Genomic DNA, 21,363 nt, shown 5'->3' with positions numbered 1-21,363 from the left:
ATATTAAAAATAAAGTACATGCCACACTTAATTTATAAAAGATCGTTTTGTAAAAATACACATGACAATGAAAAATCAGTATACTTAAGGTATGTAAAATTATATTACCGCTCTTTCTTTCTTATTATTAATGAAAAACACCTATTTAGGGTAGTGATTATTAAATGGAATTCACTAATTACACTATTGAAATATCCAGCATGATTATCACCCCTACAACTAGGAGAATTTACTTAATTATAAAGATTCAATTGTTCATTATCATCCTCATATTAATGGCTATTAACTTCAAGTCATCTTTTTAAGTTCACCCTCCCCCCCTTGATTTAGGTCAAAGCAATTCACTACCTGTATAATAAACACCTAATACATATACTGAATTTATCAATGAATAACTACAAAATATCAAAACCTGCCAGCATCTGTGTAGGTAGGAACTGAAATACCTCCAGTATCTTAAAGTACCTTTCTTGATATGGAAGTAGCGAATGAAACACAAAATCATCGAAAAGAACGCCATAATGGACTATTTAACTGATGGTATCAGTGTCATGTATGGCGGCTTTATGGGACAAGGCTGCCCTCCCTCTCTTGTTTCACTTATCTTAGAGTCTGGTATAAAAAACCTAACACTTATCGGTAGTGATTCCAGTTTGCCCAATACGGGGATTGCACGCTTAATCGAAGCAAAACGAGTTAAACGAATTATTTGCTCTCATATAGGGCTATTACCAGAAGCAGCGAAGCAAATTCGTTCTGGAGAACTGATGGCAGAGTTTATTCCACAGGGCACCTTAATAGAGCGTATTCGCTGTGGCGGAGCTGGCTTAGGCGGTTTTTTAACGCCAACAGGTGTTGGAACACTCGTTGCAAAAGGAAAACAGCACTTTAAAATTGAAGATAAAGACTATCTACTTGAACTTCCCTTACGAGCAGATTTAGCCATCATTCATGCTGATAAAGGTGATAAAGCAGGTAACCTTTCATACCACTTAGCTTCTCGCAATTTCAATCCCCTCATCGCGTTAGCAGCGAATACTGTTTTAGCTGAGGTCAAGCAACTGGTGAATGTGGGTGAGCTTCATCCTGACTCGATTATGACCCCTGGCCTATTAGTCACAGGCTTATTCCAAGGAGAACAATAATGGAGATAAAAAACCGAATTGCTCGCCGAGTAGCACGAGAACTTCATGATGGAGATGTTGTTAACCTTGGTGCCGGGATACCTACACTTGTCCTGCAATATCTTCCCCATAATGTTGATGTTTTATTTCACTCTGAAAATGGCATTCTTGGTCTTTGTTATGACGACTCTACCATTTTATATCCTGATTTAAGTAACGCGGTTGGACAGCCTTGTTCCATTATTAAAGGTGGGATGACCTTTGATAGTGCATTTTCCTTTGCCTTAATTCGAGGAGGGCACCTTGACGCATGTATACTAGGCGGCCTTGAAGTCGACCAACAGGGTAATTTTGCCAATTGGATGATCCCAGAAAAAATGAAGCCGGGTATGGGAGGTGCAATGGATCTTGTCGTAGGAACGAAAAATGTGATTGTTGCAATGGAGCATTGTACTAACGCTGGTAAAGCGAAAATTGTACGCCAATGTCAATTCCCCCTGACCGCCGAAAAATGTGTTACCACAATTGTCACTGAGTTAGCTGTTTTTCGCTTTATTGATGGACAGCTGACTTTAGTTGAACATGCAGCAGATACAGATATTGAAACCATCAAAGCCTGTACTGAAGCTGAATTTGTGGTTGCTGATGGGTTACAAAAAAGACCTTAGTGCAATGATTAAAAAATCAGCCACTTAAAATGTGGCTGATTTTAATTCATTGGAAAAATATCGTTTAGAAATATGTAGGCATCTCTTCTAGCACTGTGTATTCATCATCAATCAGATAAATGACTTTCCACTTATCGAAAGTAATACAAGGATGCGAAGTCCCAAAGACTAAGATGTCTCCTACTTGAAAACGGCAACTTTCATCAAAAGATAAAATGGCATGTTGATCCATTAAACCTGTTGTATTTGCGTTCCCTCGTTGAAAAGAAAGCCGTTTACTATCACGATAGTGTGCTATCGGTTGGGGCAACCCAGCATCAAATGCGACGTCTCTTTTACCAAAATTAACAATTGCCCGTCCTTTTTCAGGAACTGACTGCACTAATGCAACAATTTCCATTGCAGGCATCAAGTCCCCCTCTGACTGGCAAGCGATACTGTCCCTCGCTTTGAGGGCTTGTTGAGCCTCATCATAAATGCCATGGTCATGTGTAATATAACAACCAGGGCGAATAACAAAACGAAAAGGCTTTGAAAAGGTAAAATCAGCCACTTTTTTACTCACAAGGTCATACCAAACAGAACCCGCCCCTGTGAGTAGTACCTCATCCTGACACCTATCAAACGCCCCCAAGCTATCGAGTTTTTGGCTCGTCACTAAAATTCGCTGTAAGAATTGCTGTACCTCATTAATGTCTTTTTCTGCATCATCGCTATGAATAACACCTTCATAAAATTCAATTCCAGCAATGACTAAAGAGGGTAATGCTTTTAATTCTTCAGCTAGCAACAGAGCCTCACCTTCTGTGCGGCAACCACAACGCCCACCATTCACCCCCAGCTCAATCAAAATATTCAATCTTTGGTTTTCGCGGGAAAAAACCTCGGCAAGTTGTTTCGCATTTTCAATACTATCTACACAACAATACAAATTAGCCTGATGGAGTTTAACCAGCTCCGCAAGTAACTTAATATTGGTTTTACCAACAACCTGATTAGCAATAACGATATTCTTAATACCTGATTCAATTGCCACTTTTGCTTGATAAACCGTTCCAACACTTAAGCCCCAAGCGCCGTGTTCGATTTGGCGTTTAAAAATCGTAGGGGTCATCGTCGTTTTACCGTGGGGTGATAACGACACATTGGCAGTATTCGCATAAGATTGCATCCATGCAATATTATTCTCTAACTCACGCTGTTTCACGACAACAGCGGGTAAACACACATCTTCGTGAAGAATATTTATTGGCAAATTCTCTGAATTAGGCAACTTCGTCGACTTATGCTTTATCGCTTCGAGAAAATTATGTTTAGTCATTTGCATCTCTCAATTTGAAAATTTATTTACTTTTCGCAGTGTTTTCTCTTTCGTGAGTAATGTTTTCTAAAACTTCTTCACGGCTGAGTTTATTTTTTGGTGTCACTAAGGTCACAACCACCGCACAAACCAAGCTAATCAATAATGCAGGGATTACTGGGTTACCTAATTTTGCTGACCATTCTGGTGATAAGATAATCGTTAACGATGTTGAACTTCCTGCTACCAGCGCTGCAATACAACCTTGCCAGTTAAAGCGATGCCAGAATTTACCTAATAACACCGTGACGCAGAGACCTGACATAATCATTGAAATCATTTTAGTGATATAGCCAATAATGTCATTTGAGGTTAATGCGAATACCAGTGCAAGCAAGATAACGCCAAGTAAGAAGATCCGAGATAAGTTAATGGCTTTCTCTGGTGGAGGCATTTTCCCTGTCACCATCGTATAGATATCACGTAAGATTATTGAAACACCTGCGATGGCATCTGAACTACCTGATGACATATTGGCGGACATACCTGCAATCAATACTACCATTGCCAGTACATGCGGTAATGCATTGGTCGCATATAAGAATGCAAAGCTGCTATTTTCTAGATTAGGCTCCATCACATGAGTTGCCATACCGATAATGGCAGGCAAGAACGAGAACCCCATATACAAGACGCCAGTAATAATGAATGATTGACGAATCGCTTTTGTCGATGCCGCTGAATAAATACGCTGGCGATATGAAGGGGTCGCCAATACACCGATGCCAATCACGATAGCCAGTGAGATTGCAGGTAGCATACCAAGCTTACCAATCCCAAAAACAGTAAACGCTTTCGGATCTGTATTTTGCACCACAACATCCCATCCACCTACATAGCTCACTGAGGCAACTGCAAGAATAATAAACCCAAGGAATAAGACGATAGATTGTAAGGTATCAATCCATGACACGGCTTTATAACCGCCAATACCTACATAAAATACAAACCCAACAGCAATAATGATCTTCGCAACCGTGATATCAATGTCTGCAGCCCATGCCAAGTATAAACCGCCACCAAGAATGTGCGCACCTAACCAACCAATTGATGCTAAGAAAATTAATATCGCAACTAGGTTTTTAACTAAGCGGCTCCCACCTGTGTAGTAACAAATTTCCTCACTCATTGTCATAAAGCGATAGTTTCTCACGGGCGCAAATAACCACGCGGTGAGTAAGATCCCCGTCGCTCCACCGATACCATATAACATACCGGCCCAACCATTCGAATAACCGAAACTCACCGCACCAATACTAGACCCTGTTCCCACCATCGTTCCGACAGTCGACCCTAAGGTGAGTAACATCGGTAATTTTCGGCCACCAAGAATGAAGTCTTCACCCGTCTTTTGATGCCTCGTCACATACCATCCAATGAACATCATGACGAACGCATACAGTAAAAACCACATTAAGAAATTATTATGTTCCATAATAGCCCCCTATCGTCTCAGCGATTAAGATTTGAACTTGCTGTTAAAGCAGGTGATGTCCACTTCAACCATGCAATCAACCACAAGGTCTGCGACAAAACAGACTCTTGCTGGTGGATGCTCCGCAAAGAATTGCTGAAACACTTTATTAAAGGACTGAAAGTATCGAGCATCACTCAAAACTACTTTCATATGCACAATATCTTGGCGCTCAAATCCCGCGTCCTTCATGATGTTTAAACAGTTTTCGATAGCCAGTTTTGATTGTGCAATGATGCCGCCATCAATCACTTCGCCATCAACCATCGGTGTTTGCCCTGATACATATAACCAGCCGTCAGCCAGCACAGCTTTTGAAAAAGGTAATGATTGCCCACCAGTCCCTTTTGAACCTTCAACGCCAAATCGTTTAATCATTATTATTTCTCTCTTTTATTTATTTCTTTCTAAGAATTTACCTGCTCTATCCCCAGTCATTTCTTTTGCGGTATAGGTCAGAACACCATTAACAAAAACATATTCAATGCCATCTGCTTTCTGCTTTGGATCTTGGAACGTCGAGGTTTCATTGATTTTTATTGGGTCAAATAAGACGATATCTGCAAAAAAGTTTTCTTGGATAAGCCCTCTATCCTTCAACGAAAAACGCTGAGCCGACATGCCCGTCATTTTGTAAATCGCGGTGGTCATTGGGAACAGTTTTTCATCACGACTGTAGTGGCTAATAACGCGTGGAAAGGTGCCCCATAAACGTGGGTGTGGATTAGGGTCACGAGGTAAGCCATCGGAACCCACCATGCTGCTTGGGTGCTGCAATACGCGGCGAACATCGTCTTCATGCATTTGAAAATAAATAGCCCCCGCAGGAACAATTTTTTCCGCCACTTGGTAAATATCGATATTCCACATCGCAGCGATATCTTTCAGTGTTTTACCTGCAACATCAGGGAATGGCGTTGACCAAGTCACTAAAATGTCATAATCCTCAGTGACTTGAGTGATATCTAAATTGGAAGAGCCCGCTCTATAAGGGTAACAATCACAATTAATATCTTGCATTGCTTGATATTTTTCGATTAGCGCAAGAGTCTCTTTAGTGCGTCCCCAGTTTTTCGCCCCAGCACACTTGTGGTGAGAAATTTGCACCGGAACTTTTGCATGACGGCCAATATGAAAAGCTTCATGCATTGCATCAATGATTCCGTCATATTCGGTGCGCATGTGCGTAGTGTAAATGCCCTGATGCTCTGCCAATAATTCAGCCAGCTCACAGATTTCTTCTGTGGATGAATTGATGGCATTACCGTAAGACAGCCCTGTGCTTAACCCTAAAGCCCCCTCGTTTAACGCAGATTCTAAAACTTGTTTCATCTGCTCGATATTGCTCTGGGTCGCAGGTTTTAATAAATCCGAAACACAGTTATTTCTTAATGTGGTATGGCCAATCAATGTCGCCACATTGACGGTTGGCGCGATTTCATTAATTTTTTGTTTATAACTGGCTAAATCGGAGAAATTAAATTCATTTAATTCTCCCAGCAAATTAATTGGGTCAGGTACTTCATTTTTTAACGTAGCGCATGCTGCACTAATTCCACAGTTACCAACAATAATGGTGGTAACACCCTGTGATGTTTTTTCAATATATTCAGGTTTATCTATGACAATTAAATCATCATGTGTATGAACATCAATAAACCCTGGAGATAAAATCAATCCTGTACAATCAATTATTTTTTCAGATTCTTCGTTAATATTTTCAGCGATTTTAATAATGCGGTCATCTTTTATTGCCACATCGCTGATAAATTCACTTTTCCCACTGCCATCAATAACAGTGGCATTTTTAAAAACATAATCGAATTTCATTTTAATATCTCTTTTAACTTAATAATTTTGATTTTTAAATGCGATATATGCAGATATAAATGCTTTCGCGTTTTCTCTGGTTTTCTCTGGTGTTTGGCCTACTCGGTAAAGGTCATTCCCAAGCCCTGCGCCATAACAGCCAATGCTTAGGTACTCGTGTAAGTTTTGTGGCGTCACGCCACCAACGGCATAAATAGCTATCTCTTTAGGGATCACTGACATCAGTGACTTAACGTAGTTAACTCCTAGCGGTGCGGTTGGAAATATTTTTAAGTTACAGGCACCTGCATCAATCGCTGTAAATGCCTCAGTGGCTGTTGCACAACCTGGGTATATTTCCATCTTGTTTGCTAAAGATGATTTGATCACCGAAACATTAATATTCGGCGTAACAATAATCTTTGCGTTCATTGCCGCTAATTTTTCAACATTTTGTTGATTCAAGACGGTTCCTGCGCCTATTTTTAATTGGTTTCCATAATGTTGAATAGCCAATGGAATACTTTTTTCCCATTCAGGGGAATTCAATGGAATTTCTATATATTTAAAACCTTCCTCAGCCAATATTGAAACATGATCTAAAACTTCTTCGGGTTTAATTCCACGCAATATTGCAATTAAAGGAATTTCATTTTCAAGATTCATACAATCACCTAATAACAAATTATTAAAAATGTTTATCTATATTCTGTGAGGTTTAATATTGAAATTGCTCCTAACCCAGAATATGGCTGTTCCTTTTTATCTTTTAATACGCTGATTTCACCCGTGAAATAGCTATCGTTTTTAATTAATAATTGAAGCGCATTCGCTAAGATAGGTTTTCCACTAATCACAATTTTTATATCGTTAGTCACACATAAGGCTTGGCTGTTTTTTATCGCAAGCAAATCTGATGCTAAAATCGCGCCTAATAAAAAACTCGATTTTTGGTCAAGTGTGGCCTCAGTGAAAAGGTCTAATAATCTGACTGAAAAACAACTTCTCGCGATCCCCACTTGCTGGCTTAATGTGGCGCCTTTAAGTAAATATTCATCGTCAATTTGCTCAGCAAACTGGTGCTCTAATGAGCTGGCGAGTATCGTTTGATGCGTCAGCGTATCGAAGATTTCGCCGGCCATCGTGGTTGCCAGTGCAATCACATTTTTATTGTCATCAATGCGAACAAACTTTGAATGCGAACCTGGTAAGATAACCAACGAAGCACCTAAATCTGGCTGCTGCGCTAAGATACCGAAGATCTCAGCTTCTTCACCACGCATTACATCCATACTTTCAATGGAATCAAACGTTAACTCCGTGGTTTGATTTTTAATTCCTGGTATAAAAATAATGGGTTTTTCGCTAATTTCGCTTATCACACACGCGCTAACCTTTTGTGCGAGCTGTTTCATCGAAACAGGCGTGACTTCATGGGGCAAATGGCATAACCCAATTTCTGAAGTAATCATACCCGACGCGACTAAGCGATAATTTGCCCTTTCTTCATCACTAAATTTTGCCAAAAGCTGTGCCAAAAGCGTTTTTATTGATTGAATTAAACGCGCATTACTTCCATTTTTCGCACAATCCCGAATCCCGACTTCCGCGCTCAGCTCCCCCACAACCGTATTGTTTCGCCATGCTCTCACGCGGGTATTTGTTGTCCCTGTATCAATGGTCACTATCAACATATTTATCCCTTTAAAATAATGGAACGCTGTTCCTTTTTAAACAACATACATTAAAATATAGGAATGTCGTTCCGTTTTTATGCAAATGACGATCGAGATCACAATCAATAACGTAAAGGCAAGATTTATCAATTAATTACAAATCACCTGTTTTTACGCACAAAAATGGTGAGTGTAAGGAGAAAATGGAACGACGTTTAATTCACATGAAATTATGCGTACAATGACCCCAGCGCATGTAAGGAGCCAACAATGACGAAAGACAGCCAAGCAAACTCATCAAACATCGATAGAGTACTGACCATCCTTGAAGAAATAAGTAATCATTCCGATGGAATTTCATTGGCAGAATTGGTGAAAAACACAGGGATCGCCAAAACAACGGCGTTTCGGATATTAGAGACGTTAAAAGAACGCCAATATGTCAGCATCGATCACCTTACAGAGCGTTACAACCTTGATTTAAAAAGCCTTGAACTTGGAATTAAAGGCTTAATGAATGTTAATTTAGTTGAAGTTTCAATCCCTTACTTAAAAACACTATCGAGCTCAACATTCGAAACCTGCTTTTTAGGTGTCTATAACAGCGGGCATGTGGTGTACCTGTATAAAAGTGAAGGCACCCTATCGATTCAAACAACTGCAAAATTAGGGGCAAGGCTACCCGCCTACTGCACAGGGATTGGGAAAGCGCTTTTAGCGTTCCAGCCTTTGGAAGAAATTGATGAGGTTCTAGATAAACCGCTAGTAAAATTCACGGAAAAAACCGTTGTCGATAGAATGAAGCTGTATGAATTGTTGGCCGATATTCGTTTGAAAGGCTTTTCTTTAGATGATGAAGAAAACGAAGAAGGGCTAACATGTGTTGCAAGGCCAATATTTAACTATACTGGGAATATTGTTGGGGCTATCAGCGTTGCAGGCCCGACACACCGTATGTTGCCCAAAATAGACAGGGTCAATGATGAACTTGCCCATGTTTGTTTGCTTATTTCTCGCCGCCTTGGCTATATCGAACCCGCCGTCAGCAAATAAACACAAAAAAACCCCATCTAACATGTTAGATGGGGTGCCAAAATAGCCATATTTGTTGTTTACACAAGAATCAATTACACAAGAGCAATGTACTGGCTCACTTCCCTGTGAAACCCGAACTTAGTGGCGATTTCTCACCAACTGATACCGACGACTTAGGTATTCGATAGGTGCACTCCAAATGTGCACTAAACGGCAGAATGGGAAGAGTAAAAATATCGTCATCCCCAACACGATGTGTAACTTGAACACGATGCCAACGCCTTCAAGATAATTCGATGCGCCCCAATGGAATGTCACCACAGACTGTGCCCATCCCACTAATTTCAACATTTCGCTGCCATCCATATGCTGCGCAGAGAATGGAATAGTGAGTAACCCTAAACAGACTTGCACCACCAGCAACACCATAATCATGATGTCACCAAAGGACGATGTGGCGCGAATACGTGGGTTAGTCAGTCGGCGTTTCAATAACATCGCGCCACCAATTAACATCATCACCCCCGCGGAACCGCCCCCAATCATCGCCATCAACTGCTTGATATGCATTGGTAGGAAAGATTCATACATCCAATGTGGTGTTAACATCCCCAGAAAATGGCCGACAAAAATGCCAATAATCCCCAAATGGAATAAATTGGATGCCAGACGCATATTCTTTTTATCTAACATTTGGCTCGAACCCGCACGCCACGTGTATTGGCCATAGTCATAGCGCAGCCAACTGCCGACAATAAACACGGTGCCCGCAATATATGGGTAGATGTCGAAGAAGAATTGATTGAGAAAATTCATTTTTGCACTCCTACATGGCTGCTTGTGCCGAGATCCAAGTATTGTGGCGTGACGGCATTGGCAAAACGGTGTTGATGTGCGGTGACTTCTCCACCGCAGGTTTTCTCATCCGCAAAAAACTTCACTTGTTCCTCTTCCCACACCGCATCAAGGGCTTGAGGCGTGTCATCCCGCGCTTCTGATGCCACTTTTTCGCTAAGTTGCTCAGTGGCAATTTCGCTATTGGATAACTCAAGCAATATCTCAAACAAGCTCGCAAAGCGGCTTTCACGCTGTTTTAATCGTTCCCCTAATAACGCTAAGATTGGCGCGATATCGTGTAAGCCCCCCACCGTTTCTTGTGGTGGTAAAACAGTGAGATACTCCAAGTAAATGGGCAAATGGTCGGGCAGCTCTTTGCAATCGATTTGCAAGCCATGTTGCTGGTACTGCCCCATTAAATCGACCATCGCTTGGCCGCGGTCGCGGGATTCCCCATGAACATGTTCGAATAACAGCAACGATGTCGCGCGTCCTCTATCAAACAGCTCACAATATTGCGCCTGCATATCCAGCAAGTTTTCATTGAGGTATTCACGCACAAACATCATCAATTGAACTGCGCGAGTCACGGGTAATTCATCCGCCTGCTCTAACGCCTCGATTAACTCATCACGGTGCTGCCAAAGCGCCTCTGAAGGGTACTCTAACAACCGAGAAATCACTCTTAACGTCATCATAGTGTGTTCTCCTGCGCCGTTTTTGGTGTTACATCAATGGCATCAATACGTCTGCTATTAAACAGGTTGGTTTTGCTATCGCTACCATGGCAGCCATCGCCAAAACTAAAGCCACAAGCTTTGGCTTCTGGGAACGCTTCACGCGCTAATTCACGGTGGCTGGATGGGATCACAAAACGGTCTTCATAGTTAGCAATTGCTAAGTAACGGTACATTTCTTGTGCTTGTGCTTCGGTTAACCCCACTTGCTCTAACGCACTGGTATCACACTGGTTTTCTACGGTTTCAGCACGTTTATAATGGCGCATCGCTAGCATGCGTTTTAGTGCTAACAGCACAGGTTCCGTATCCCCAGCGGTTAATAAATTGGCGAGGTACTGCACTGGAATACGCAAGCTTTCCACATCAGGCAATACGCCATTGTTTGCCAATAAACCCGAATCAGCGACAGATTGAATAGGTGACAAAGGTGGTACATACCACACCATCGGTAATGTGCGATATTCAGGGTGCAGCGGCAGCGCTAACTTCCATTCCATCGCCATTTTATACACTGGTGATTTCTGGGCAGCATCGATCACACTTAATGGGATCCCCTGTTTTTGCGCCTCTTCAATCACTTTAGGGTCGTGTGGATCAAGGAATACATCGAGCTGGCTTTGGTACAGATCTGTTTCTTTTTCCACACTCGCCGCCGATTCAATTTTATCGGCGTCATACAACAACACACCTAAATAACGAATACGCCCAACACAGGTTTCCGAGCAAACTGTTGGCATGCCAGATTCAATCCGTGGGTAACAGAAAATACATTTTTCTGACTTACCGCTTTTCCAGTTAAAGTAGATTTTTTTGTACGGGCAGCCTGTTAAGCACATACGCCATCCACGGCATTTATCTTGGTCAATCAGGACGATACCGTCTTCAGAGCGTTTGTAAATCGCACCACTTGGGCACGTTGCGACACACGCAGGGTTCAAACAATGTTCACACAGGCGTGGTAAATACATCATGAATGTATTTTCAAACTGGCCGTACATCTCTTTTTGGATGTGCTCAAAGTTTTTATCTGCGGCACGCTTCGCAAATTCGCCGCCGAGGTCATCTTCCCAGTTAGGCCCCATTTTCACGTTGCTCATCCGTTCGCCAGTGATCAACGACCGTGGGCGCGCAGTTGGCACATGTTTGCCTTCTTTGGCATTTTTTAAATGACCATAGTCATAATTAAATGGCTCATAATAATCATCCAAAGCAGGTACATCAGGGTTAGCAAAGATTTTAGACAGTACGCCGACTTTGTTCCCCATGCGTGGAACTAGCTTGCCTTTAATGGTGCGGATCCAGCCGCCTTTCCATTTATCCTGATCTTCCCAGTGATGGGGATAGCCGATACCTGGTTTGGTCTCGACGTTATTAAACCATGCGTATTCAACCCCTTCGCGACTGGTCCAAACATTTTTACAGGTCACTGAGCATGTGTGGCAACCAATACATTTATCAAGGTTTAGCACCATGCCGACTTGAGAACGAATTTTCATTATGCTTTCTCCTTTCCGCTCAGGGTCTGCTGATAGGCATCGTTTTCCCCATCCAGCCAGTCGACCTGTTTCATTTTGCGAACAACCACAAACTCATCACGGTTAGAACCCACGGTTCCGTAGTAATTGAAGCTATAAGCCAGATGGGCGTAACCACCAATCATATGGGTCGGTTTCGGGCAAACACGCGTTACGGAGTTATGGATCCCCCCACGTTGCGCCGTAATTTCTGACCCCGGCAAATTGATCAACCGCTCTTGCGCGTGGTACATCATGATCATGCCATCAGGGATCCGCTGACTGACGATCGCTTTTGCCGTCAATGCCCCATTGCTGTTAAACGCTTCAACCCAATCGTTATCTTCAATACCTAACTCGCGGGCATCGTCCTCACTGAGCCAAACCACAGGGCCACCACGACCGAGCGTCAACATCAATAAGTTGTCACTATAAGTGGAGTGAATCCCCCATTTTTGGTGTGGTGTCAGGAAATTCAGCGCTTTTTCAGGGTAACCGTTGGATTTTTTACCCATTAATGGCTGAGCTGCACGCGTATCGATTGGCGGGCGATATACCACTAGGCTTTCACCGAAAGCACGCATCCATTCATGGTCTTGATATAACTGCTGACGGCCACTGAGAGTGCGCCATGGGATCATCTCGTGAACGTTGGTATAACAAGCGTTGTAAGAGACATGTTCATCTTCTAACCCTGACCATGTTGGGCTGGAAATGATCTTACGCGGTTGTGCCACAATATCGCGGAAGCGAATTTTCTCATCTTCTTTGTAGCGTGCTAAATGCGTATGGTCACGCCCTGTAACCTTACTTAATGCATCCCACGCTTTCACGGCCACTTGCCCATTCGTTTCAGGGGCTAAGGTTAAAATCACCTCGGCAGCATCAATGGCGGTGTCAATTTTAGGGCGCCCCGCATTAGCCCCTTCTGGCTGGGTTTTGTTCAGTTTTTTCAGGAAATCAATTTCATCTTGTGTATTCCAACTAATACCTTTCCCGCCATTCCCTAATTTGTCCATTAATGGGCCAAGGGAGGTAAAACGCGCGTAAGTATTGGGGTAGTCACGTTCAACACAAATAATGTGCGGTGCCGTTTTTCCGGGGATCAGGTCACATTCACCTTTTTTCCAATCTCTCACATCAAAAGGTTGCGCCATTTCGGCTTTACTATCGTGCTGGATAGGCAGTGTGACGACATCGGTTTCTTTGCCTAAGTGACCGACACTGACGTCGGAGAAAGCTTTGGCAATACCTTTGTAGATTTCCCAGTCACTTTTCGACTCCCAAGCAGGGTCGACTGCGGCTGACAATGGGTGAATAAACGGATGCATATCCGAGGTATTCATATCGTCTTTTTCATACCAAGTGGCTGTCGGTAAAATAACGTCTGAGAACAGGCAGGTGCTCGACATTCTGAAATCGAGAGTCACTACTAAGTCCACTTTCCCTTGTGCCGCTGTATCTTGCCATTCCACCTCTTCCGGTTTCACGCCACCTTGTTGACCTAAGTCTTTGCCTTGAATACCATTTTCAGTACCCAGCAAATATTTCAATAAATATTCATGGCCTTTCCCTGCGGAACCCAATAAGTTTGAGCGCCAAATAAACAGGTTACGTGGGAAGTTTTGCGGGTCATCTGGCTGTTCTGCTGCAAAACGAATATTACCGTCTTTCAATTGCTTAACCGTGTAATCCACTGGGGAAAGCCCCGCGTCTTGTGCCTGTTTAGCAATATTAATTGGGTTAACACTTAACTGCGGTGCTGATGGCAACCACCCCATTCTTTCGGCGCGCACGTTCATGTCCACTAAGCTGCCGCTAAATGCTTTTTTATCCGCTAAAGGTGAAAGTAACTCTTCCGTCCCTACGGTTTCATAACGCCATTGGCTAGAGTGGTTATAGAAGAACGATGTGCTGTTCATGTGACGTGGTGGGCGCTGCCAATCGAGGCCAAAAGCCAGTGGCATCCAACCTGTTTGTGGACGCAATTTTTCTTGCCCAACATAGTGTGACCAACCGCCGCCACTTTGACCCACGCAGCCGCAGAAAATCAGCATGTTGATAATGGCGCGATAAGTCATGTCCATGTGGTACCAGTGGTTGATACCCGCCCCGACAATTACCATGGCGCGACCGTGCGTTTTCTCTGCGGTATCCGCAAATTCACGGGCGATACGAATGATATCTTGGCGGCTCACCCCAGTGACTTTTTCAGCCCATGCAGGGGAATACGCTTTCATATCATCGTAATCAACAGCACAGTTTTCATCACCGAAACCACGGTCAATGCCGTAGTTAGCGAGCATCAAATCATACACGCTAGTAACCAGTGACTCGCTGCCATCAGCAAGCTGAATACGTTTCGCAGGTAATTTATGCAGTAAGACGTCTTTCAGTTCAACACTTTGGAAATGCTCGCTTTCTAAGCCACCAAAGTATGGGAAACCAACCTCAACAAATTCATCGTGCGAGTCCGCAAGGCTAAGCTGCATTTTGACCTCATGCGCATCTTGCCCTGCACGCGGTTCTAAGTTCCATTTTTGGCTGTCATCCCAACGGAATCCCATCGAACCTTGAGGCGCACACAGTGCCCCAGTTTCTTCATCAATCGCGATAGTTTTCCATTCGGCATTTTTCTCTTCGCCTAAAGAATCAACCAAATCCGAAGCGCGCAGCATGCGACCAGCAACATAAGCACCATTTTCGTGTTTATCGAGCATCACCAACATCGGCATATCGGTATAGGTGCGAACATATTCACGGAAATATTCCGCTTCACGTTTGACGTGGAACTCATTGAGGATGACATGCCCCATCGCCATCGCCATCGCACTGTCTGTCCCTTGTTTTGGGTTCAGCCAATGGTCACAGAATTTGGTGATTTCTGCGTAATCTGGCGTGACAGCAACCGTTTTTGTCCCTTTGTAGCGGACTTCAGCAAAGAAGTGGGCATCTGGCGTACGGGTTTGCGGGACGTTCGAGCCCCAAGCAATAATGTAGGATGAGTTATACCAGTCCGCGGATTCAGGCACGTCCGTTTGCTCGCCCCACGTCATTGGGGATGCAGGCGGTAAGTCGCAATACCAATCGTAGAAGCTCAGACAAGCCCCACCGATGAGGGATAAATAACGGGCGCCTGATGCATAAGACACCATCGACATCGCTGGGATTGGTGAAAAGCCAACAATGCGGTCAGGGCCAAATTCTTTAATCGTCGCCACGTTAGCGGCTGCAATTAACTCGTTCACTTCCTGCCAACTGGAGCGCACAAAACCACCGCGGCCACGGGCTTGTTTGTAACTCTGTGCTTTTTCTGGGTCGCTAATGATGGATAACCACGCCGCAACAGGGTCTTGGTGCTCCGCTTTTGCATCGCGCCATAATTTCAGTAAACGCTTGCGCATCATCGGGTATTTCACGCGGTTTGCGCTGTATAAATACCATGAATAACTGGCACCTCGCGGGCAACCACGTGGTTCGTGGTCAGGTAAATCTGGGCGAGTACGTGGGTAGTCAGTTTGTTGTGTTTCCCACGTCACAAGGCCATTTTTGACGTAAATTTTCCAGCTACATGAACCGGTGCAGTTAACGCCGTGGGTAGAACGCACGACTTTATCGTGCTGCCAGCGGCTGCGGTAACCATCTTCCCAATCACGATTCACATTGAGCTCTTGCCCATGGCCGCCTGCGAAAGTATCACCCAGCTGCTTAAAATAACGAAATCTGTCTAAAAATTTGCTCATTCGGATTGCCTCCAAAGAGACGGCGACCGCCGCCGTACATTGCTTAAAAAGGGTTTTTATTACTTGTTATTATTTGTGGGTACGCCCGTAGACTAGCCACGTGATAAACACACAAGAGAGATAAAACACAAAGAACACTTTCATGGCATCAGCGGGCGAACCCGTCAGGGTTAAAGACGTCCCAAAGGCTTTTGGAATGAAAAAGCCACCAATTGCACCAATGGCAGAGATAAACCCAAGCGCTGCCGCACTTTCTGTTACTGCTTCTTTTTGCGCTTCTTGCTCTGAAGCGCCTCTTAATAAGGCTTTGTCCATGGTTAATTTACGGAAAACCACCGCAATCATTTGGAATGTGGAACCACTGCCTAACCCTGCCGTTAAGAACAGCACCATAAACACGCCATAAAATGCGCCGAAGGAGCCGCCTTGGCCGTTTTCTGGCAAGGTGAAGAACAGTAAGCCTGAGAAAATGGCCATGGCGATAAAATTCAAAAAAGTGACTTTGACGCCGCCAAAGCGGTCAGACAGCATGCCACCGAGTGGGCGTGCTAATGCGCCAAGGAATGGGCCGAAGAAGGCAAATTTCAAGATAACGATATCGGGGAACTGGGTTTTTGACAGCATGGCAAAACCCGCAGAAAAGCCGATAAATGAACCAAATGTTGAGAGGTATAACAGGCTTAAAATCCACAAATGTCCCCGTTTCAAAACAGGAAGTTGCTGTTTTAAAGACGCTTTATTTGCTGCCAAATCGTTCATACCAAACCACGCCATCACTGTAAAAAACAGTAAGAATGGCACCCAAACCCACGCTGCATTTTCCAGCCACAACACTGAGCCATCAGGCTGAACCGCCCCGGTTCCCCCTGCAAAAGCAAACACGCCTACGCCGACAATAAACGGTGCAACTAGCTGCATCACGCTAACGCCTAGGTTTCCTAGGCCACCATTTAAGCCCAGTGCGCCACCTTGGCGAGCTTTAGGGAAAAAGAAACTGATATTCGCCATACTTGATGCAAAGTTTGCTCCCGCAAAACCACAAAGCAGGGAAATAATCACAAACACTTGGTATGGCGTTGTTGGGTCTTGAATCGCATAGCCCAGCCAAATACACGGAATAATCAGAAATACGGTGCTAATTGCCGTCCAACGGCGACCACCAAAGATAGGAATAACAAAAGAATAAGGCACCCGTAATAATGCGCCTGAAACGGAAGGAAGTGCGGTTAATAGAAATAATTGGTCAGTGGTAAAATTAAAACCCACTTTATTTAAATTAACGGCAACCGCGCTAAATAACATCCATACACAGAATGCGAGCAACAAACACGGAATTGAAATCCACAAATTGCGCTTAGCAATTCGCTGGCCCGTTTGCTGCCAAAATTGGCTTTCTTCAGGGCGCCAATCCTGAATAACCCCTTTTGCCTGCGTAGCAGTATGATTAATACTCTCTCGTTGAGACATAACTCACCCCGATAAATACGATTTTCTGAACGCAGTGTGTGGCGAATAAGCCTCCATGAAGCTGATCTAAATCAAGGGAGATTTAAATCAAATTTGCCATGAAACTCAGACCGTCCACCAGAGGAGTATTAGGGGTATTTTCATTTAATCATTTGAATATAAAGAAATAATATCATTCATTAAAAACATTTATTGATGAGATTTTTAGCAAAAATACTCAGTGAGATATTAGGGAGTAATACCGAAGTGGCATATTCAATTTTGTCGAATAGAGGAACAATAATAGCGTTATAAAAAATAGTGAATAATGATGTAATGGAATTAAGGATTATGTATGCCAACTGCGAACCGTCGATTTTCAATCATTAACCAAGTTATTGGCTTAATGTTATTGATTGCCGTACTCGGTATTATTGGCATGACAATTTCCAACCAAATGATTATTAGCGTGCAAGGGAACGCTCACGCAATAAATAAATCAGGGTCACTAAGAATGCAAAGTTATCATTTGCTTTCATTAACGCCACTCAGTACCTATTCGGATGTTTATCTGAATGAACTTGAACGTGATTTATTAAGCCCTGAATTAACTCAGGTAGTCGAAATTGAGGATTTAACTCACCTATTTAGCGAGCTTCACCAATATTGGTTAAGTGATTTAAGGCCTGCACTAGCAAGAGCCTCTTCCCCAAATGATGCACGCTTTGAAGTCATCAATTTTGTTAATAAAATCGATGAGCTAGTAAAAAGTATCGACGAAAAAACAGAACGTAAAATGACCTATGTCGCCATGACGCAAATGGTATTTATCGGCCTCGTTTCCCTATTATTACTCTTCACCATTTGCCATTTTAGGAAGAAAATTTATTACCCTTGGCTAAAACTGTTAAATATGGTGAATGCGATCAGTCATCGGGATTTTAGCCAACGTTACCCGACGTATAAAAAACACGATGAGCTTAGCGTCCTTGGACAAACATTAAACCAAATGTCTGACGAATTAGCACAAAGTTACCACCAACTAGAATCTCGCGTCGAAGAAAAAACGGCAGACTTACAGAATAAAAACAAAGTATTGCTGTACTTGTATCAATCAAATCGTATCTTGCATTCTATTGACCCATTAGCGGTACGACTGGAAAAAGTACTGGTGGAGCTGCAAAACCTGACACCGCTTAAAAATATCAGCTTGCGGCTATATGAAGAAAATAACGATACCTATTTTCATGACATCCACTGTGGTGAATTTCCAGCCCCTGAAACTGTGGAACATCCGGCAGTGTTATCGTGGGATATCTCCGATAATTTACACCGCTATGGGGCTATTCTCGCCGAAATACCAATAGATAAGCCTTTATCTGATGAACAAAATAATTTAGTGCTGATGTTGGTCAAACAAATCACCGGCATGTTAGCAATGGCACACCAATTAGAGCAGCAACAACAATTGCTAATTATGGATGAACGCTCGGCAATCGCCAGAGAACTTCATGACTCTATTGCCCAATCGCTATCATGTTTAAAAATGCAAATTAGTTATCTGCAAATGCAACCTGAATCATTGCCCAATAAACAACAAGATTTACTCAATGAAATGCGCAATGAAATTAATTTGGCATATAGCCAATTACGTGAATTATTAACTACCTTTAGGTTAAAACTCACTGAACCGGGTTTATTGCCCTCTTTGGAAAGTACTATCAGTGAATTTAGTCAACGTGTTGGCTTTGAAATAAACTTAAATTACCAACTGCCCGCAAAAAGTATTTCACCGCACCAATCTATTCATATCATACAAATAATCCGAGAAGCCTTGAGCAATATTCTCAAGCACGCCAATGCAAATTGGTCGCAAGTTTCATTATTCGAAAATTCAGGTGTCATCACCGTCACCATTGAAGATAATGGTGAAGGCATTCAACCTCAGCCCACAAAAAATAACCATTATGGGCTGATTATCATGAGGGAAAGGGCTCTAAGCTTAAACGGGGAGTACCAAATTGCACCTCGCGTTCAGGGGGGAACGACCGTCAGTGTCACATTCCCACTCGCTGTGGCTTAATTAAATTGGAGTTACGTGTTGATGGAAAGCAAAAATATCACGACTGGGCAATCCACTATTTTACTCATTGATGATCATCCTATGCTGCGTAATGGCGTTAAACAGCTAATCAGCTTAGAACCGACCTTGCAGGTGATAGGGGAAGCTGATAACGGCGAAACAGGCATTAGACTCGCCGAAGAATATGACCCCGATTTAATCCTATTAGATTTAAATATGCCGGGAATGAACGGGTTTGAAGTTCTCAGTAATTTACGCAGCCGCGAACTTTCTGGCCGCATTATTTTATTCACCGTCTCTAACTATGGTGAAGATTTAATTAATGCGCTAAAACACGGTGCTGATGGCTATTTATTAAAGGATATGGAACCCGAAAAACTGATTATTGCATTGAAAGAAGCCGCCAGCGGTAAAATGGTAGTCAGCCCAACATTAGCCTCTGTTTTGGCCGAATCATTAAGAGATAACCGCGCATCGACGGATCATAATTTAACGGCACTCACCCCAAGAGAAACCCATATATTGGATTTAATCTCACAGGGTTTATCCAATAAGCAAATTGCCAATAAATTAACTATTACAGAAAGTACCGTTAAAGTGCATGTGAAGCATTTGCTGAAAAAACTCAATTTAAAATCGCGCGTTGAAGCCGCAATTTGGGTTTTACAGCAAAAGTAACCTATCGACTTATTAGGTTAATGCATCTAACCATGGCTGCTGTTTTGGATAACGCCGACGGTAGCCATGCATTGCCACGGACAATTGAATTAAATCGGTGAATTTTGTCGGGTCGAGCCCCGTTTGCTTTTTAATTTGTTGTAACCGATAACTTAGCGTGTTGCGGTGAATACCCAGCTGCAAAGCGGTATTCCCAATCTCACCATTTTGCGATAAAAACAACTCCAACGTTTCCAACAAACTTTCCCCTGAATCATGCAATAAAATTTTATTGCAAATATCCAAAAAGAAATTAAATAAGTAACTGTTTTCTAACTCATTAAATAAACAAAATGAGGCCATTTCTTTAAATAAGAAAACCTGTTTTTCAGGGACAGTTTGGCGACCAACATCAATCACTGAGCGCGCAAAATGCACTGCATCACGCACATGTTCTTCACTATCTGCTTGCACACCAACGCCAATATAATACTGGCTCAATTGGCTATCTAAAATAAAGTGTAAGTTAGGGATAAACGACTCATTTTGATAGTGTTTTGAGGGAAATAACATCAACACTTCACGGCTGTTGAGTAGCAGGACATCACTTTTTTCCATCGCCGATAATTCGGTAATAATGGTATCTAGAATTTCGGGGCGATACTGAATGGCTTCAATATTAATAATCACAGGGATAGTCGGTAGCGAAAACGAAAAACCGGAATTATGCAGCTTTAATAACGCACTTCGCCCCTGAATGGGTGTGTTGCTTTCAATAAATTGAACAAATAACATATCCCGCAAACGGTGCTGCCAATTGATACTGCGGCGTTCAATTTCTTGCTTAATCAATAGCTCTGCGGTGAGAATGGCTAGCTCTGCATAACGCTGAATAACTACAGGGTCGCCGCTAACACCAATCACTAACTCCACTTTATCTGCCACGATAATCGGGTGGTTAATCCCCGGTGCAACATTGGAATATGCGCGTGCTTCATTTTCATTGTAAATTGTGATCCGTTTGCCGCAGCGGATCACCTCCACTGCGGCTTCATGAGTTTCACCAATACGTTTTTTTTCACCTGAGGCGATAATCACGCCCTGACTGTTAATCACATTGACGTTGTGATGGATGATCCCCATAGCACGCGTGACAATATCATTGGCTAATTTTTCAGTCAGTAGCATGTTACCGCC

The 21,363-nt window shown here is 43.0% G+C and carries 17 protein-coding genes; 5 read left to right on the top strand and 12 right to left on the bottom strand.

The window, feature by feature from the left end:
• Nucleotides 1-488 precede the first annotated feature (488 nt).
• Complete coding sequence (locus AC4IFO_RS10920; protein ID WP_490734260.1) at nucleotides 489-1,145, top strand: 3-oxoacid CoA-transferase subunit A; 657 nt, start codon at nucleotides 489-491, stop codon at nucleotides 1,143-1,145.
• Nucleotides 1,145-1,792 (top strand): 3-oxoacid CoA-transferase subunit B, encoded by a 648-nt coding sequence (locus AC4IFO_RS10915; protein WP_490734258.1) that lies wholly within the window; start codon nucleotides 1,145-1,147, stop codon nucleotides 1,790-1,792. Before AC4IFO_RS10920 ends, AC4IFO_RS10915 begins: the two co-directional genes overlap by 1 nt.
• 64 nt (nucleotides 1,793-1,856) lie before the next feature.
• Here the strand turns inward: AC4IFO_RS10915 and AC4IFO_RS10910 are convergent, their stop codons facing one another.
• Genes AC4IFO_RS10910 through AC4IFO_RS10885 form a run of 6 tightly spaced genes read right to left on the bottom strand, consistent with a single transcriptional unit; the run spans nucleotide 1,857 to nucleotide 8,129 of the window.
• Nucleotides 1,857-3,113 carry an amino acid deaminase gene (locus AC4IFO_RS10910; RefSeq protein WP_490734256.1) on the bottom strand — a complete coding sequence of 419 codons (1,257 nt, stop codon included), beginning with the start codon at nucleotides 3,111-3,113 and terminating at the stop codon, nucleotides 1,857-1,859.
• Nucleotides 3,114-3,135: 22 nt separating this feature from the next.
• Nucleotides 3,136-4,587, bottom strand: a complete 1,452-nt coding sequence (locus AC4IFO_RS10905; protein WP_490734254.1) for a sodium:solute symporter family protein — start codon at nucleotides 4,585-4,587, stop codon at nucleotides 3,136-3,138.
• Nucleotides 4,588-4,611: 24 nt separating this feature from the next.
• The gene (locus AC4IFO_RS10900) at nucleotides 4,612-5,007 is read right to left on the bottom strand and encodes a RidA family protein (protein ID WP_206083793.1); all 396 of its coding nucleotides are present in this window, start codon (nucleotides 5,005-5,007) and stop codon (nucleotides 4,612-4,614) included.
• Nucleotides 5,008-5,019: 12 nt separating this feature from the next.
• Nucleotides 5,020-6,456, bottom strand: a complete 1,437-nt coding sequence (locus AC4IFO_RS10895; RefSeq protein ID WP_490734252.1) for an N-acyl-D-amino-acid deacylase family protein — start codon at nucleotides 6,454-6,456, stop codon at nucleotides 5,020-5,022.
• An 18-nt stretch (nucleotides 6,457-6,474) separates the two neighbouring features.
• The gene (locus AC4IFO_RS10890; RefSeq protein WP_490734250.1) at nucleotides 6,475-7,101 is read right to left on the bottom strand and encodes a 2-dehydro-3-deoxy-6-phosphogalactonate aldolase; all 627 of its coding nucleotides are present in this window, start codon (nucleotides 7,099-7,101) and stop codon (nucleotides 6,475-6,477) included.
• A 32-nt stretch (nucleotides 7,102-7,133) separates the two neighbouring features.
• Complete coding sequence (locus tag AC4IFO_RS10885; protein WP_490734248.1) at nucleotides 7,134-8,129, bottom strand: 2-dehydro-3-deoxygalactonokinase; 996 nt, start codon at nucleotides 8,127-8,129, stop codon at nucleotides 7,134-7,136.
• A 252-nt stretch (nucleotides 8,130-8,381) separates the two neighbouring features.
• On the opposite strand from AC4IFO_RS10885, the gene AC4IFO_RS10880 reads away from it, so the two are divergent.
• On the top strand, nucleotides 8,382-9,164 hold the full coding sequence (locus tag AC4IFO_RS10880; RefSeq protein ID WP_225820483.1) for an IclR family transcriptional regulator: 783 nt from the start codon (nucleotides 8,382-8,384) through the stop codon (nucleotides 9,162-9,164).
• A 120-nt stretch (nucleotides 9,165-9,284) separates the two neighbouring features.
• Here the strand turns inward: AC4IFO_RS10880 and narI are convergent, their stop codons facing one another.
• The 5 genes from narI to AC4IFO_RS10855 form a co-directional block, all read right to left on the bottom strand.
• Complete coding sequence (narI, locus tag AC4IFO_RS10875) at nucleotides 9,285-9,962, bottom strand: respiratory nitrate reductase subunit gamma (RefSeq protein ID WP_206083360.1); 678 nt, start codon at nucleotides 9,960-9,962, stop codon at nucleotides 9,285-9,287.
• Complete coding sequence (narJ, locus tag AC4IFO_RS10870; protein ID WP_490734245.1) at nucleotides 9,959-10,681, bottom strand: nitrate reductase molybdenum cofactor assembly chaperone; 723 nt, start codon at nucleotides 10,679-10,681, stop codon at nucleotides 9,959-9,961. Before narJ ends, narI begins: the two co-directional genes overlap by 4 nt.
• A complete protein-coding gene (gene narH / locus AC4IFO_RS10865) occupies nucleotides 10,678-12,219 on the bottom strand; it encodes a nitrate reductase subunit beta (RefSeq protein WP_490734243.1) in 1,542 nt (513 codons plus the stop codon). Before narH ends, narJ begins: the two co-directional genes overlap by 4 nt.
• Nucleotides 12,219-15,980, bottom strand: coding sequence for a nitrate reductase subunit alpha (locus AC4IFO_RS10860; RefSeq protein ID WP_490734241.1), 3,762 nt, complete (start codon nucleotides 15,978-15,980; stop codon nucleotides 12,219-12,221). Before AC4IFO_RS10860 ends, narH begins: the two co-directional genes overlap by 1 nt.
• Nucleotides 15,981-16,049: 69 nt before the next feature.
• Nucleotides 16,050-17,447 (bottom strand): NarK family nitrate/nitrite MFS transporter, encoded by a 1,398-nt coding sequence (locus AC4IFO_RS10855; protein ID WP_490734239.1) that lies wholly within the window; start codon nucleotides 17,445-17,447, stop codon nucleotides 16,050-16,052.
• A gap of 334 nt (nucleotides 17,448-17,781) precedes the next feature.
• On the opposite strand from AC4IFO_RS10855, the gene narX reads away from it, so the two are divergent.
• Complete coding sequence (gene narX / locus AC4IFO_RS10850) at nucleotides 17,782-19,509, top strand: nitrate/nitrite two-component system sensor histidine kinase NarX (RefSeq protein ID WP_490734237.1); 1,728 nt, start codon at nucleotides 17,782-17,784, stop codon at nucleotides 19,507-19,509.
• A 21-nt stretch (nucleotides 19,510-19,530) separates the two neighbouring features.
• On the top strand, nucleotides 19,531-20,187 hold the full coding sequence (gene narL / locus AC4IFO_RS10845; protein WP_273838406.1) for a two-component system response regulator NarL: 657 nt from the start codon (nucleotides 19,531-19,533) through the stop codon (nucleotides 20,185-20,187).
• 12 nt (nucleotides 20,188-20,199) lie between these two features.
• Here the strand turns inward: narL and AC4IFO_RS10840 are convergent, their stop codons facing one another.
• Nucleotides 20,200-21,354 carry a CdaR family transcriptional regulator gene (locus tag AC4IFO_RS10840; protein ID WP_490734235.1) on the bottom strand — a complete coding sequence of 385 codons (1,155 nt, stop codon included), beginning with the start codon at nucleotides 21,352-21,354 and terminating at the stop codon, nucleotides 20,200-20,202.
• Between the last annotated feature and the right edge of the window lie 9 nt (nucleotides 21,355-21,363).

It is taken from the genome of Providencia sp. UF-224 (assembly GCF_058245955.1).
This window is presented reverse-complemented; position numbering and strand designations above follow the sequence as displayed.